The 13,171-nt window shown below is 62.9% G+C and carries 18 protein-coding genes; 3 read left to right on the forward strand and 15 right to left on the reverse strand.

Annotated features, from left to right (window positions below):
* Window positions 1–41 precede the first annotated feature (41 nt).
* The gene (locus J3P96_RS01585) at window positions 42–560 is read left to right on the forward strand and encodes a type III effector (protein ID WP_434654881.1); all 519 of its coding nucleotides are present in this window, start codon (window positions 42–44) and stop codon (window positions 558–560) included.
* A 171-nt stretch (window positions 561–731) separates the two neighbouring features.
* On the opposite strand, the gene J3P96_RS01590 is transcribed toward J3P96_RS01585, so the two are convergent.
* The 14 genes from J3P96_RS01590 to J3P96_RS01655 all read right to left on the reverse strand — a co-directional run bounded on the left by J3P96_RS01590 (window position 732) and on the right by J3P96_RS01655 (window position 10,472).
* Entirely contained in the window at window positions 732–1,181 is a 450-nt protein-coding gene (locus tag J3P96_RS01590; RefSeq protein ID WP_434654882.1) for a type III secretion system chaperone, read from the reverse strand.
* Window positions 1,182–1,207: 26 nt separating this feature from the next.
* Window positions 1,208–1,585: a type III secretion protein HrpV gene (locus tag J3P96_RS01595; protein ID WP_434571107.1), complete on the reverse strand. Its 378-nt coding sequence runs from the start codon at window positions 1,583–1,585 to the stop codon at window positions 1,208–1,210.
* Between the two features lie 6 nt (window positions 1,586–1,591).
* Window positions 1,592–1,801, reverse strand: coding sequence for an HrpT family type III secretion system protein (gene hrpT, locus J3P96_RS01600; protein ID WP_434571108.1), 210 nt, complete (start codon window positions 1,799–1,801; stop codon window positions 1,592–1,594).
* The gene (gene sctC, locus J3P96_RS01605) at window positions 1,798–3,948 is read right to left on the reverse strand and encodes a type III secretion system outer membrane ring subunit SctC (RefSeq protein ID WP_434654887.1); all 2,151 of its coding nucleotides are present in this window, start codon (window positions 3,946–3,948) and stop codon (window positions 1,798–1,800) included. Before sctC ends, hrpT begins: the two co-directional genes overlap by 4 nt.
* Window positions 3,941–4,366, reverse strand: a complete 426-nt coding sequence (locus J3P96_RS01610; RefSeq protein ID WP_434627297.1) for a type III secretion system chaperone — start codon at window positions 4,364–4,366, stop codon at window positions 3,941–3,943. Before J3P96_RS01610 ends, sctC begins: the two co-directional genes overlap by 8 nt.
* Window positions 4,353–4,577, reverse strand: a complete 225-nt coding sequence (locus J3P96_RS01615) for a serine kinase (RefSeq protein ID WP_434602154.1) — start codon at window positions 4,575–4,577, stop codon at window positions 4,353–4,355. The genes J3P96_RS01610 and J3P96_RS01615 overlap by 14 nt, the downstream gene beginning before the upstream one ends.
* A gap of 263 nt (window positions 4,578–4,840) precedes the next feature.
* Window positions 4,841–5,422 carry a type III secretion system stator protein SctL gene (sctL, locus tag J3P96_RS01620; RefSeq protein ID WP_434654889.1) on the reverse strand — a complete coding sequence of 194 codons (582 nt, stop codon included), beginning with the start codon at window positions 5,420–5,422 and terminating at the stop codon, window positions 4,841–4,843.
* A complete protein-coding gene (locus tag J3P96_RS01625) occupies window positions 5,400–5,987 on the reverse strand; it encodes a hypothetical protein (protein WP_434654892.1) in 588 nt (195 codons plus the stop codon). The genes sctL and J3P96_RS01625 overlap by 23 nt, the downstream gene beginning before the upstream one ends.
* A complete protein-coding gene (gene sctJ, locus J3P96_RS01630) occupies window positions 5,984–6,859 on the reverse strand; it encodes a type III secretion system inner membrane ring lipoprotein SctJ (RefSeq protein WP_434654895.1) in 876 nt (291 codons plus the stop codon). Before sctJ ends, J3P96_RS01625 begins: the two co-directional genes overlap by 4 nt.
* Before the next feature lie 13 nt (window positions 6,860–6,872).
* Entirely contained in the window at window positions 6,873–7,247 is a 375-nt protein-coding gene (sctI, locus tag J3P96_RS01635; protein WP_305498116.1) for a type III secretion system inner rod subunit SctI, read from the reverse strand.
* A gap of 28 nt (window positions 7,248–7,275) precedes the next feature.
* Entirely contained in the window at window positions 7,276–8,205 is a 930-nt protein-coding gene (locus J3P96_RS01640; RefSeq protein ID WP_434654899.1) for a type III secretion protein, read from the reverse strand.
* 59 nt (window positions 8,206–8,264) lie between these two features.
* On the reverse strand, window positions 8,265–8,474 hold the full coding sequence (locus J3P96_RS01645; RefSeq protein WP_003206573.1) for a hypothetical protein: 210 nt from the start codon (window positions 8,472–8,474) through the stop codon (window positions 8,265–8,267).
* Window positions 8,475–8,566: 92 nt separating this feature from the next.
* Window positions 8,567–9,490, reverse strand: coding sequence for a sigma 54-interacting transcriptional regulator (locus J3P96_RS01650; protein ID WP_434602147.1), 924 nt, complete (start codon window positions 9,488–9,490; stop codon window positions 8,567–8,569).
* A 406-nt stretch (window positions 9,491–9,896) separates the two neighbouring features.
* Window positions 9,897–10,472, reverse strand: coding sequence for a DUF6436 domain-containing protein (locus J3P96_RS01655; RefSeq protein ID WP_434602146.1), 576 nt, complete (start codon window positions 10,470–10,472; stop codon window positions 9,897–9,899).
* Window positions 10,473–10,580: 108 nt separating this feature from the next.
* On the opposite strand from J3P96_RS01655, the gene J3P96_RS01660 reads away from it, so the two are divergent.
* Window positions 10,581–11,528 carry an alpha/beta hydrolase gene (locus tag J3P96_RS01660; protein ID WP_434654902.1) on the forward strand — a complete coding sequence of 316 codons (948 nt, stop codon included), beginning with the start codon at window positions 10,581–10,583 and terminating at the stop codon, window positions 11,526–11,528.
* A 126-nt stretch (window positions 11,529–11,654) separates the two neighbouring features.
* On the opposite strand, the gene J3P96_RS01665 is transcribed toward J3P96_RS01660, so the two are convergent.
* The gene (locus J3P96_RS01665) at window positions 11,655–12,398 is read right to left on the reverse strand and encodes a DUF2059 domain-containing protein (protein WP_305498122.1); all 744 of its coding nucleotides are present in this window, start codon (window positions 12,396–12,398) and stop codon (window positions 11,655–11,657) included.
* Window positions 12,399–12,538: 140 nt separating this feature from the next.
* Between J3P96_RS01665 and J3P96_RS01670 the strand changes: the two genes are divergently transcribed.
* The gene (locus tag J3P96_RS01670) at window positions 12,539–13,171 is read left to right on the forward strand and encodes a 2OG-Fe(II) oxygenase (RefSeq protein ID WP_434654904.1); all 633 of its coding nucleotides are present in this window, start codon (window positions 12,539–12,541) and stop codon (window positions 13,169–13,171) included.

Genomic DNA, 13,171 nt, shown 5'->3' on the forward strand with positions numbered 1-13,171 from the left:
CGGCAGTCCCACCGCACACACCGACTCGTGGAGATTCCCCTATGCCTGAACCCAATTCACTGGCCAATTCCATAAGGGGCACGGGTGCCCTGCATGGCGTCGACGGCTTGCACTCGTCGCGCTCGCCCTCGTTGAGCCAGCAGCCTCGCGACGCCCAGCAGCGTACCGGCATTCAAAGCCTACATGGGCGGGGTCGCTCGTCTTCGTCGCCCCCTGCGGTTCACCAGCGCGGCCGGACCCGGACACGGGGTGCCGAGCGCACGGCTACGCCGTCTGACGATCGACCGCTGGATGACACGCAAAGCCCCGGTTCCACCGCGCCGCCTCGCACACCCGACTCGTTCATGAGCGAGATGGAAACCCGTCAAAAACAGTTGATGGAAAAGCAATTCGATATGCAGATGCGAATGGAGGAGCGTCAGAGCGAAATGATGATCGTCAAGAGCTCGGCCGACATGGCCAAGTTGATGAGCGACACGGTGACGGAAGTCACCAAGGGCTTCATGGACACTGCGAGGAGAGTCATGCAGGAGGGAGGTGAGGCGATGAAGCTTCGGTAAGGCTCGCAATGACTCAGGAGAAACGACCCGTGGCGAGGGGATTTATCCCCGCTGGGCTGCGCAGCGGCCCCCAACCAGACAACTCGGTGTGCCAATAAAAATGAGTTCGTTTGCTTTTGGGGCTGCTGTTCAGCCCAGCGGGGATAAATCCCCTCGCCACGGTTTCGCTGTCTAGACCAGTCGTGTACGGCTCGCGTTGAGCGAGGTTGGACGTGAGGCCGCTGACGTAGCTGACGGCATCAAGCGTGCGCGCACTTCGCCGACCTGGCCGATGAAACCTACGATCCAATGGCAGAACCGCGCCTCGTCGAGCATCGACAACGGGCAATGGGCACACAAGCGAACGCTGCCCTTTTCGTCCAGGGCCAGCCAACTGCCGCCGAGCAGATCCAGTCGAAAGTTGAGCTCCAACAGGCGCTTGTGCAGGCCAGGTGCATGGGCTGGCACATCGATCGCGCAATGGAGGATTGCCACATCGCCGTGATCGGGCAGCTCGATGATCACGGCTTCCCGGTTGCTTGCGTCATACAGCGCGCAGACGCCGCCCTCCAGTTGCAGCTGCGCATGCAGGTGTTCCGCGAGGGCCGAGATCAAGCGCTGGGCGAGCGGTGTGGTGGTCATGCAAAGCCTCCCTCGGCCACGGGCCTTCAGTAAGTAACCGAATAATCGTCAAGGTCTTCCAGGCCCAGCAACGACAATTGCCGGGACTGGATCTCGTCGAGCATCTGCGACGAGATCGGTGATTCGGGCAGCGCCTGCCAGACCACCAGCGCGCGCTGCGGATCGAGAAACAGGAACAGTTGCGCGTAGTCACTCGGGTGGGCAAAGCGTCGTTCGAGCGCCCGTCGCACCTGGCTCACGCCTAGCGCCTGGCTTTGTATCTGTAACGCAAGCCCCAAGCTGTGGGGCTCGCGTCGCAGGCAGAACTCGATGCCTGGGGCTATTTCCCAATACGTCGCGATGCCGGCGATGATGTTTTTCTGAAAGGCCTGGCGGGTGCTTACGCTGTGTACCGAAAAAGACATACCGTTTCAGTTCTCCAGTGGAACGACCGAATGGTCGAGCGGATGTTCGGGGGAGCCCAGGCCGCCGCGCATACCCGGCGACCACCAGATCACCAGACGGCCGTTGTCGGGTTCGGCGCGGCTACAGGCATCGCCCTGGCAGCCCCAACGGTTTGCGCAGCCGGCGAAAACCGGCAGGCACAGCAACAAGACGAGCAGCATCGGGGTGCGACTCATGGCGTGATCCTCGCACTGGTTTGCAAGAGGGAAGAGCGCCCGCCACCTGGTGTGCGCTTGGGTTGTCTCATGACGACGAACACTTCGGTTTCCTCACCGGGCTCGAGCCACACCTTCGGCCAGGCGGAGGTGGCCATGGTCCAGCGGGTGCTGCAACTGGCCTCGTCGAAGCGCAACCGTCGGTCGCCATCGTTGCGCACCACGCCCACGGCGATGCCGTAGTCCGGCCCGGCAAACCACTGGGCGCGCCCGGCGTCCAGCGATAGCCCCGGTTGCAACGCGCACAGCGTGTCGGCCGAGTAAGGAATCGAGGCGGCTTGCTTGAACGTCGGCGGAATGTTGCCATCGGCCAATTGGGCGAGCACGTCGCTGATCTCGATGCGACCGATGGGGCGAGTGCCGTTGCGCCGCTCTTCCAGGCGTGCCATTGCGCTGTCCACCTGTTCACGATCGAGCTCGGAGATGTAGCGGGCCGGGTCGACCTGGTCGCCAATCAGACGGGGCGTCAGGATGAATACGCGTTCACGGCGGCTGGTCTCGCGGGTGGTCGAGGAAAACAGCAGCGGTCCGACCAGCGGGATGCGTCCGAGCCACGGCACCCGTTCGAGGTTGTCGCCGGTTTCCTCGGTATGAAAACCACCCACCACCAGTGATCGGCTTTCCCCCATCACCGCCTGCGTACTGACCACTCCTCGCCGAACGCTGGGCGTCTGCTGGCCGACCTCCGAGGGCTCGATCTTGCCGTCTTCGATGTCCAGGAACATCTGGATCTGGTTGCGGCCGCCGGTCTCGATGGTGTGGGGCACGACCTGCAGGCTGGTGCCGGCCGTGATGGGCTCGACGGTGGCCACCCGTTCGCCAATGGCGGAGATGTACTCGGTCCGGCTGAAGTCGATGACCGCTGGCTGGTTTTCCAGGGTCAGTACTGATGGATTCGCCACGACCGAGGCCAGGCCGCGACCTTCCAGTGCTCGCAGTTGCGCGGAAAAGTCGCCGTAGTCCTGGATGAACACCGTCGAGCTGGCGCCTGGGCGAATCATCGAGGCGCCGCCGATCAGATCGCCGCTCTCGACGTTCCAGTTCGACGCCAGCTCGGCCAGTTGGGTGCGGTCGATGTCGAGAATGATCGCATCGATTTCTACCAGTTTGCGTGGCACGTCCACGTCACGGATCAGCGGCGTGTAGATCTCCCGACGCTTGGGCGAGTCGTAGATGAGCACTGCGTTGTTGCGCACGTCGGCTTCGACGCGGATCCGACCGCGGCCGCCCTTGCCAGCGCTTTCCGGGCCTTGCACGCGGTTGGTGTTCGGGCGGCCCATGCCGCTCAATGCCAACTGCTCGATATTGCCCATCGTCATGGACTGCTGGGCCTGCATGTTCTGGAACGAGGCCTGGGGCGAGGTCGCCTGCATTCCGCCGGACACTGCACTGCGGCTTTCCAGCAGCCCTTTGAGAATGCTGGCAACCCCGGGAATCACCAGCGTATCGCCGCGGTACTTGATGCTCCGGTCGGCGGCGGTGGCATAGCGCAGCGGGAAGCTGATCACCTCCTGCTTCTCTTCGGGTGTCTTGCGCGCCTCGGCAAACTGCGCCACCAGGCGCACGTAGCGTTCCGGGCCGGAGACCAGCACCACGCCTTCGTCGGGTAACTCACCCCAACCGAAACGCGGGTCCAGCAGGCCGATGTCGGTCAGGGCTTGCTTGATGTCCGGCGCGGCATCGGCGGACACTTCCAGGCGCGTGGAGTCCTGGTTTTGCAAAGGGCTGACGTACAGGGTGTTGCCGTACATGAACCACTGGAAACGATTTTCCAGACCGAGCCGGTCGAGGAATGCCTGGGGGCTTTCGGCGCGCATCCGCCCGTCGACGCTGCCTTTCACGGTGCCATCGAGCACCAGTTGCACCCCGAAAGTATTGGCAAAGTCGCCAAGTACCTTGGGCAGGGGCGTGTTCTGGGCATCGTAGGCGTAGGGCGTGTTTTTCCAGTCGGTCGGTACCGCCGCTTCGACCGGCATGCCCGCGCCCAGCGCGCCGGCCAATGCCAGTGCAAGCAGCGATGCCTTGGTCCAGCGACGGACGATGGACCGGCGAAAGTGTACCTGGCCGGCGGCCATCGAGCGGTACGGTGCAAGCCACCTGTTAGGCATGGCGGATTCCTGTTCCGAGCGAGTGAAAGTGCGAGGGGCGTCGCGCCACGGCACGTTGTTCTTTATGGAGAATCGATTGCCAGGTGTCCCGCTGGTTGAGCAGCGCTTCGAGCACTTCGACCAGGTCGTCGATGTGCGCGTCTGTCGCCAGTTGCGCCAGTAGCCATAAACGCTCGTCCTGGGGCGAAAGGGCCAACGCACCGGGGAATCGCGAGAGGCTTGGCTGCGCCAGCCGCAGAAGGTCTTCCAGGGACCCTTCGTTGCCCGGCGGGAAATTCAACTCGACCGATACCAGCAGGCCGTCATCCAGCTTCTTGAAGATCGCTTCGCCATCATCGATGACGATGGCGAAATGTTCCGCGCCGTCGACGTCGGCGTTCCAGCGGGCGAGCTGTGTGCGCAGCTCATGGCATTGCATCGATGATCGCCTTGGCGAGGTTGTGGTGGGCGGTGGTCTGTTGAGTGGCCGCGTTCACCGCGACTGACATGCCGTTCATGCTGGTCACGAACGAGTGCATATCGTCGAGTGACTGGCTTTCGGCGGCGTTCATTGCAGCGTTGTTGACGTTGTCGCTGGCGCGTTGGAAATAAGTATCGAGACGGCGCTGGATGGCATCGGTAGAAGACATGGCGGTTGCTCCGAGGTAAGCGTATTCACCGGATGAGTGGCGATTACGCCGCTGACGGTTCCGCGAAAAGTGAGCAAAAGATCAGTTGGGGGGCGAGGATGGACCTGTCAAACATCCGAATCCCCGTGGCGAGGGAGCTTGCTCCCGCTCGGCTGCGCAGCAGTCGCAAAACCGGCTGATGCGGCTGCCTGAATAAAATTTGAGCCCTGCTGCGCAGGCCAGCGGGAGCAAGCTCCCTCGCCACGGGTTTCGGGTCGTTTGGGCTACCGCTGCGGTTCTGGCAGGCGCAACGCTTCAACAGCCGTGGCCCAATCGAGCAGGAACGTGCCGCCTGGTGTTTCCAGCTTCAGCTGATGCGCCTCCATGCTGGGATCCGCCACCGGCGTCCAGGGACGTTCGCCAGATGAGCCCAGACTTTGGCTCAGCTTCGCCAAGTCGTCGGGATGACAGCGAAGAGTCGCACTGACCGAACCATCCTGGCGCGAGGCAAGCTGACGAACGAGTGCATCGATGCGGGCCTGATCCGGGACTTCGCTCAACAGCGTTCCCAACGCCTCGTTGACCAACTGCGCGGCGCTGGTCTCGATCCGTTCCCACATGGCCTGGCGCTCGGCTTCCCAGGTGGCGAGCACGGTTTCGGCTGTTTCCCAGAACTGCGCCTGTGCCTGGAGCACTACGGCGCCCGCCTCTTCGGCGGCACCCTGGATCAGCTGCGTGGCGTGGGCCTGGGCCTGTTCGAGAACGGCCTGTGCTCGGCCACAATCCACCAGGGTTTCGCGAGGGATACAGGGCTGCAACAGGCCCTGGCCACCGGGACGTAGGTCAAGCGAGCGCCGAGCGAGCATCGTGCATCTCCGTTTGGGGGGGCGCTGGCGCCAGGCTTTGCTCGGCTTTCCAGCACGCGGACTGCCAGAGCGTGTTGAGCTTGGCGGCAGGCGGCCGTGGGGTGGGCTGTGATTCGAGGGCAATGATCCTGCTGCGCGGGAAGGCCAGGCGCGTACGCTCCCAGGTCCGCTCCCCCAGCCAGGCGCGCAGCAGTACAAGCGGGTCGTGGCCTTGTTCGAGCCAGTGTCCGGGGCGCAACGCCTTGGCGGTGCGCTCGCACCACGCCCGGTCCTGCGGCGAAAGCATGTCCATCGTTGTCAACGGCGAGCATGTGTTCGCCACTAATTGGCAGGCCAGGACCAAGGTTCGGGGCGTGCCGCAACAGAGTGACAACACCGCCGGGTCGGGCTGTGGCGGTGTGCACGGCGTCATGCCGAAACCGCGGGCCAATGCGGCGTGATGCCCACGGGCCAAGGCGTCGATTTGTGGCCCGGTCAGCAGGCCTAGCGCCGCTGGGTACCAATCACGGTCTGCTTCGCGCCACGCCAGGCTCCACCAGCGAGCCCATTCAAGTGCCGCATTCATGCAGCGGTCCCCTTGCTGTCAGGCTTGGCGCCCGGGTTCTTCACCGCGAACAGTGGTGGCGCCGTGCCGTTTTGCGCGCCCGCCGGCGCTGTGCCCTTGCGCTCGAAAAATCGCGGCAGCACCAGTATGCCGTTGCGCCACAACCGGTAGAGGCCGTACGAGGCGCCCAGCAGGAGGGCGAGCAAGGTGAGGCCGGCCGCCAGGGTTACTCCCCGCCAATAGCCGATGTCGTCGGCCTGCATGAGGAACGGCCCGAAATACGCCATTTTGCGCCGTTCCTGATAAGCCGCCGCGGGAACGAAGACCACCGAAAGCTTGGCCGGGTTCTGGGCCGCGTCGGCCATGCCGGGAATTCCGCTGGCGACCAGGTTGCGCACTCTCGGCGTGATGCTGTCAGGATCCAGCGCGCTGGTGTGCTTGATAAACACCGAGGCCGACGCGGGCTGGACCGGCTCGCCGGGAGCGACCCGTTCCGGCAGCACCACATGGACCCGGGCGAGCACCACGCCATCGATTTGCGACAGTGTCGATTCGAGCTCCTGAGACAGCGCGTAGAGGTAGCGGGCACGCTCTTCCATCGGTGTGGAAATCACGCCTTCCTTGCGGAAGATTTCCCCCAGGCTGGAGCGCGATCGACGCGGCAGCCCAGCGGCTTCGAGAACCTGTACGGCACTGTTCATATCCGCTGGCTCGACCAGCACGGTCAGCCCGTCCTTATCGACCTGCTTGCTGGCCCCGACGTTCTTGTCCGCCAGTTCCGCGATCACTTCATTGGCATCCTGCTCGGAAAGATGGCTGTGCAGCGCTGTCCTCTCGTCGCATCCGGCGAGTAGCAGGCACAGCACTAGGGGTGAGAATGCGCGCATGAACATGACCGGCTTTCCCTTACTGGAGATTGGTAAGCTTCTCTATCGCCTGGGAGCCCTTGCTGACGATCTTTGCGGTCATCAGGCTTTCCAGGTGAAAGGAAGACAGCGACCGGTTGGACTGCAACATGTCCTGGGGATCGGCGGTGCGGATGGCCTTGAGCATGTCCCGGTTGGCGCGATCGTCCAGCCGTTGCAATTCGCCGGAGCGGCTGGACAACGAATCGATGATCCTCGCCGCGACGTTGTTTTCACTGTCGGGGGCGGGGGCTTTTTCGCGCATTTGCGCGTTGAACCAGCTGACATCGCTGGTCTCGGCACCTGCCCGAGCACTGGCGCCAGGTTTGGTTGCGGTGGAAACCACGCTGGTGGTGTCGATGGCTTGTACGGTCATGGCATATCTCCGATTACAAGGTGGGCCTTCAGGCGTACATCAGCCTCAAGACGTTGCGAGCGCTACCCGTCACGCTCAGATGAAACTCGATTTCTTCCCGGCTGCGTCGACCGCGCCGTTGCGTGGACGGCTGCTGGCCGGCCAGGCGGGCGAGAGCGAGGTCCAGTTCCTCAAGTGCGAGTTGGAACAGCCGTGTCTCTTGAGCCTCCAGCCATGCGCCACAGGCAATCCGTTCGGTCCATGTCCAGTTTTGCCCGTCGAAGCTCGCCGGTGGCGGGTATCGCGACGGGTGCTGGTCCATGAATGCCGCGACCTCGAACAGCAGGTCCAGGTCGTCCTGTTCATAACGCGCCTGGCCTTGTTCTTCGTCGATGTCCAGCAGGGTCAGCAGTTTCCTTCGGCCCAGCACCGCGATGATCTTGAGCAACAACGACAGGCTGGTGTCGTAGCGGTCGCGCCGCGTGGCGCGGTCGCCTTCCAGCTCCCAGGCGCCGAACAGCGCACCGCAGAACGGGTTGTTGGCGTTGCCGAAATCGCTCTGGCTGTCGACGTCGTTATCGCCGATGGGCTGCCGGCGGTGGGCGAGCATCTGCGCCAGGTCGTTGAACAGATCTTCGTTGGAATAGGCATCGTCGCTGTCGACATCGAGGGTGGATCCGGTACCTCCGTTGATCTCCTCAAGAATATCTTCGAGCACCAGATGCAGAGGCGCCTGGGTCTCGGCGGCCAGTCTGTCCTGCGGGGTGGATAAACCTGACCGGGGCTGCCCGCCAGTCGAGCCGTGTTCGCTGCTCCATTGGACGAGCGACTCGCGCAGCCGATCGCTCGCACCGTGCAGCGCCAGGTGCTCGACGACCCGATCCGCCAGGCCGTTCGCAGGCGAGGCCTGGCGCAGTGTCGGGTCGTCACCGAGCAAATCTCTGGTGCTACGAAGGTTGTCTGGCGAATGGATCTGCATCGGGTTTCTCCCTCGACGCGCATGGGATTCCCCGCCGGAGCGGGGCTGGAGCGAGAGGGTCAGAAGCGTATGTTCTTGGATGCCTCCCCCATGGCGGTGATGGCCTTGGTCGCGGTGTCCATCGACCCTGCCGCGATTGCGTTCATGGTGTCGGCAACCAGTTTTTTCTGGTCGAATTGGGATTTCATGGTCGTCATCGCCGCCGACGTGGCGTCCATCTGTTGCATGGCTGCCGTGGAGGCGGCGAGAGAAGCTCCACCAAAACTCATAGTCGTATCTCCGGATTGTGGAATGGCGAGACGATCGTGAACGTCTCGACGAATAAGTGGCGACCGCTGCGAAAACGGTTCCACCAATCCACTCAGCTCGTCGATATTTGCAGGCATTTCATCCGGTAATAGAGCGTGCGGCGGGCGATGCCCAACTCGGCGATGACTTTATCGATGCAGTGATGGTGGCGACGCATGCAGTCCTCGATGAGGATCTTTTCGAACTGCTGCAGGTGCTCTTTGAGCTTGAGGGTCGAGCTGTTGTGCTCCAGTTGCTCGGCGCGGGGCAGTGCGGGCAAGCCGAGCACGTAGCGCTTGGCGGCCGATTGCAACTCGCGGATGTTCCCTGGCCAGGCGTAGCCGAGCAACTGGCGCAACAGCGCTGGCGAAGGCGCGACGTAGGGCTGGTCGAGTGCCTGGGCTTCCCGGCGTACCAGGGACTGGAACAGCGGCACGATGCGTTCCTTGCGGCTGCGCAACGGTGGCAGCTTGAGGCTGATGATGTTCAAGCGGAAATAGAGATCCCGACGAAACTCGCCACGCTCGACCATTTCCGCCAACGGGCTTTGGGCCGAGGCGATCACCCGCATGTCCACCTGGATGTTCTGGGTCGAGCCCAGCCGCTGCACAGTCCTCGACTCCAGGACACGCAGCAGCTTGGCTTGCAGCCCTAACGGCATGCTGTCGATCTCATCCAGATACAGCGTGCCGTTGTGCGCGGCTTCGACGAAGCCCGCGCGATTCTGGCTGGCACCGGTAAACGCGCCGGTATTGGCTCCGAAGAGTTGGCTCTCCGCAAGGGACTCGGGAATGGCGGCGCAATTGATGGCGACGAACTTGCCGGAGCGGCCGGACATGCGGTGGATTTTTTCCGCCAGCGTGTCCTTACCAGTGCCGGTCTCGCCGCGCAACAGCACATCGACCCCTAGCGGGGCGACGCACTGGGCAAACGCCTCAAGATTGAGAGCATCCTCTTTCGTGGGAGTGGAAAGTGCAGCGCATAACAACTTTTGCATCACTGACGATTCCATTTTTTGTTTGGTTTAGGAGGGTCGACAAGTAAAACGATGAAAAGGCGTATCCAACTTCCTCGATATATAGCGCCGCCGCGCAATCGCAGAGAAAATCAACATCTTCTGTACGAGGGTTAGAGAAGCGATTAAAGAAAAGTTCACGTAGCGCCGACGGTTGTTAAACGATTCAGCTCGGCAGCCAGAACGCCCCGAAACCCCCTGCGCGACCGGCCTGGTTGGCGTCTGGAGCGAAAACCGGGGGATCTCGGAGGCTTTTCGAAAAATTGGATCCGACAAACGGTTCAGCGCCAGCTCGCTGTTTGAGCAAGTACTCTAGAAAAGAGCAATAGCTCTGATTTTGTAAGGCGCCTACAGCCGTTTAAACAATACGCATCGTAGTTGGGTTGGATTAGTTTGAGTTCGACCATGGGCAATAACAGCCGACCGCCAACGTATGAGTCGCATTAACTTCCCGGTCAATATTGAGTGCTTCGAGTATTGGCTCGATAAAGCTGTTGCTCGAGTTGCAAGTCAAGCCTTCGCTGTAAGGCCCGAAGTACGCCAGCTTGCCGCTGCGGTCCCAGATCGCCACGGCGGGGCTGGCGGGAATCTGTGCCGAGCCTGGTAACGTCGTCAGGGGTTTGAGATTGCTCAAAGTGCTGGGCAAGTGGCCTTGGCTGCCAGTCTTTTGTACGGCGTAGAACTCGACGCCTTGCGGCGCATATTTGTCGATCAGCTCGGAGAGGTGCTGCTGATTGCCGACGTTGCATGGGCAGGCCGGATCCCAGAAGTGCACCAGGCGGATTGCGCCCGGACCGGCGAGGTCGGCGGGCAGGCGCAGCGGGTCGCCGGAAAACACCGCCGTGTGTTGACTGAACGCCCGGAGGAAACGCCCCTGGAACCAGTCGTAGGCGAACCACAGGATGAGGGCGCACGTCAGGGCGAGGAGGCTGGCAAGCAAGGTTGTGCGGTGGGACGGGCGCATGGAGTCGATCCTCTGAAGCCGCGTAGCTTGCCATGGCTGGCGCGACAGATGAATATCGCAGGCGTATAACGCCTGTTTTCGCGCGATGCGCATTTGCCTGGAATATTGATGCCCGCCTCCTTCGACCCCGATCACCTGCGCGCCAGCCTGCAACCCCTGGCGCAGTGGCAACCGCTGTCTGCGCAAGCGCAGGCCTACCAGCAATTCTATGGGCTGGACTTTCCGGCGCGCACCCTGCGCAGGGGCCTGGGACGTTTCGACATTGCCGGGTATGAACTGGTCGGCCAGGTCTGGTGGCCGGAAAAAGCCGTGGGGACGCTGTTCCTCTTTCACGGCTATTACGACCATATGGGGCTGTACCGGCATTTGGTCGAGTGGGCGCTGGATCAGCAATGGGTGGTGATCAGCTGCGACTTGCCGGGCCACGGCCTGTCCAGTGGCGAACGCGCCAGCATCGGCGATTTCGCCGAATACCAGGCGACCTTGCGCGGCTTGCTGGCCGAAGCCGGGACGCTGGACCTGCCGCAACCCTGGCACTTGTGCGGGCAAAGTACCGGCGGCGCGATCGTGGTGGACCATGTGCTGCACCACGGCGCGGACAGCCCGGCCCAGGGCCAGGTCATCCTGTTGTCGCCCTTGGTTCGGCCACGGGCCTGGGGCTGGTCGCGCCTCAGTTATTACTTGCTCAAACCTTTTGTGAGCGGCATCGCCCGGCGCTTCAGCGAGAACTCCAGCGACCCGGGTTTCCTGCCGTTCCTGCAGGCCGATCCGCTGCAACCGCTGCGCCTGCCCACCGCGTGGGTCGGGGCGCTGGCGCAGTGGATCCGACGTATCGAGGCGGCGCCGAGCAGCTCGCGGCAACCCTTGATCGTGCAGGGGCAGGCGGACATGACCGTGGACTGGCGGCATAACCTGCAAGTGCTGCGCGGCAAGTTCGATCGGCCGCAGGTCTTGATGTTGCCCGAGGGGCGGCATCACCTGGCGAACGAGACCTTGGCGATACGGCAGGAGATGTTTGGGTTTTTGAGCAAGCGGATGGGTCGGATTCGGCGGTAATCGGGCTATGGCCTTCGCGAGCAGGCTCGCTCCCACATTGGATCGGGGGGTATTTACAAGCGCCGGCCTAACCAGCTCCTGTGGGAGCGAGCCTGCTCGCGAAGACGATGCAACAGGCGCTGAAGATTACTGCCCCAGATTCTGCCCCACCGCCAACCCCGCCCGGATCGCCGCCAATGCCGCCTGGTAATAAGCCTGCCCTTCGGCCGACTCGGCAAACGTGGCGAATTCTTCCAGTTCGGTATCCGTCAGGTCGCGGTAGACGTAAAGCAACGTGTTGTTCAGGTCCGCGCCGATCTGATCCATCAGGCGCTGGCGCTGGCCGTTCAGCATGCCCTGGGCCTGGCCGCCGCCGAGCAGGCCGGGAATCATCGAGCTCAAGCTGTCGGCCGCCACGCCGGCGATCGCCAGGCTGACTTCGGCGCCGGCTTCGCGGGCAGGCAGGGCCTGGGCCAGGTGGCCGATGATCAGCAGGCGATTGTCGCTGGCTTGCATCTTCGGCAGGCCCTTGGCGTTCTTCGCCAGTTGGTCGCGGCGGGTGGCGAGCAGTTCGGCGGCGACGACTTTGCGGCCCAGTGGCGACTGGAAAAAAGCCAGGGCCGGGTTCGGGTCGGCAAGATTGCTGCGCAGTTGCGCCTCGGCCCGCTGGTCCATGGCCTGGGGCGCGAAACGCTGGTTGCTGTTGTTCACCAGCGCCTGGAAGACCGCCGGCGGCAAGCTACTCTGGTAGCGCTGCTGCGCGGCGCTCAAGGCATCATTGAAATGCGCCCGCTGTTCCGGCCAGCCGGCGACCTTGTACAACTGGTCATAGCTGTCTGCCCAGGCGGGCAATACGCAGAACATCAACAGTGAGAAAAGCAAACGGCGCATAGGGACTCCTGTCAGCAGCCGACTATTCTCCGTGGGGGGCGGGGTCTTGTCGAGAATTCGTATCAAGTTCGTACGACGGTGCTGACAGGCGCAGCCAACCCGCTGCGCGGCGCTGTCGGTTTTGCAGGCACAGGAATACTATGCGCGCCATGCGAATACCTTCTGATCATCCGTTGCTGTTACGTATCGTCGACGACCTGGCCGAGCGCGGGTGGTCGCAGCAGAACATCTTCTTGCCGGATGCGCTCACCCGCGCGCTGGCGGCCGAATGTCGCCAGCGCGCCGCCGAAGGCGAACTGGCTCCAGCCGCGGTGGGGCGTGGGCCGTTTTCGGAAATTCGCGAAGGGGTTCGTGGCGATCGCATCCAGTGGATCGAGCCCGGCCAGGTCGAGGCCTGTGATCGTTACCTGGGGCTGATGGACAGCCTGCGCGAGGCCTTGAACCGGGGGTTGTTCCTGGGCCTGGAGGATTTTGAAAGTCATTTCGCCTTGTACCCGCCGGGTGCGTTCTACCTCAAGCACGTCGACCGTTTCCGCGATGATGACCGGCGCATGGTCTCGGCGGTGCTCTACCTCAATGACGCCTGGCTGCCGGAGCACGGCGGCCAGTTGCGCATGTACCTGGATGAAGGCGTGGAGCATGACGTGGTGCCCACGGGCGGCTGCCTGGTGGTGTTCCTGTCGGGGGATATACCCCATGAAGTCATGCCGGCCACGCGTGATCGGCTGTCCTTGACCGGTTGGTTCCGGCGCCGTGGCAACGAGTTGTTCTGA

It is taken from the genome of Pseudomonas sp. R3-56 (assembly GCF_051132075.1).
GTDB lineage: Bacteria > Pseudomonadota > Gammaproteobacteria > Pseudomonadales > Pseudomonadaceae > Aquipseudomonas.

Excerpts from the sequence above, each read along its gene's own strand:
- J3P96_RS01585 (WP_434654881.1), top strand. The coding sequence starts at position 42 with ATGCCTGAACCCAATTCACTGGCCAATTCCATAAGGGGCACGGGTGCC.
- J3P96_RS01590 (WP_434654882.1), bottom strand. The coding sequence starts at position 1,181 with ATGACCACCACACCGCTCGCCCAGCGCTTGATCTCGGCCCTCGCGGAA.
- J3P96_RS01595 (WP_434571107.1), bottom strand. The coding sequence starts at position 1,585 with ATGTCTTTTTCGGTACACAGCGTAAGCACCCGCCAGGCCTTTCAGAAA.
- hrpT (WP_434571108.1), bottom strand. The coding sequence starts at position 1,801 with ATGAGTCGCACCCCGATGCTGCTCGTCTTGTTGCTGTGCCTGCCGGTT.
- sctC (WP_434654887.1), bottom strand. The coding sequence starts at position 3,948 with ATGCCTAACAGGTGGCTTGCACCGTACCGCTCGATGGCCGCCGGCCAG.
- J3P96_RS01610 (WP_434627297.1), bottom strand. The coding sequence starts at position 4,366 with ATGCAATGCCATGAGCTGCGCACACAGCTCGCCCGCTGGAACGCCGAC.
- J3P96_RS01615 (WP_434602154.1), bottom strand. The coding sequence starts at position 4,577 with ATGTCTTCTACCGATGCCATCCAGCGCCGTCTCGATACTTATTTCCAA.
- sctL (WP_434654889.1), bottom strand. The coding sequence starts at position 5,422 with ATGCTCGCTCGGCGCTCGCTTGACCTACGTCCCGGTGGCCAGGGCCTG.
- J3P96_RS01625 (WP_434654892.1), bottom strand. The coding sequence starts at position 5,987 with ATGAATGCGGCACTTGAATGGGCTCGCTGGTGGAGCCTGGCGTGGCGC.
- sctJ (WP_434654895.1), bottom strand. The coding sequence starts at position 6,859 with ATGTTCATGCGCGCATTCTCACCCCTAGTGCTGTGCCTGCTACTCGCC.
- sctI (WP_305498116.1), bottom strand. The coding sequence starts at position 7,247 with ATGACCGTACAAGCCATCGACACCACCAGCGTGGTTTCCACCGCAACC.
- J3P96_RS01640 (WP_434654899.1), bottom strand. The coding sequence starts at position 8,205 with ATGCAGATCCATTCGCCAGACAACCTTCGTAGCACCAGAGATTTGCTC.
- J3P96_RS01645 (WP_003206573.1), bottom strand. The coding sequence starts at position 8,474 with ATGAGTTTTGGTGGAGCTTCTCTCGCCGCCTCCACGGCAGCCATGCAA.
- J3P96_RS01650 (WP_434602147.1), bottom strand. The coding sequence starts at position 9,490 with ATGCAAAAGTTGTTATGCGCTGCACTTTCCACTCCCACGAAAGAGGAT.
- J3P96_RS01655 (WP_434602146.1), bottom strand. The coding sequence starts at position 10,472 with ATGCGCCCGTCCCACCGCACAACCTTGCTTGCCAGCCTCCTCGCCCTG.
- J3P96_RS01660 (WP_434654902.1), top strand. The coding sequence starts at position 10,581 with ATGCCCGCCTCCTTCGACCCCGATCACCTGCGCGCCAGCCTGCAACCC.
- J3P96_RS01665 (WP_305498122.1), bottom strand. The coding sequence starts at position 12,398 with ATGCGCCGTTTGCTTTTCTCACTGTTGATGTTCTGCGTATTGCCCGCC.
- J3P96_RS01670 (WP_434654904.1), top strand. The coding sequence starts at position 12,539 with ATGCGCGCCATGCGAATACCTTCTGATCATCCGTTGCTGTTACGTATC.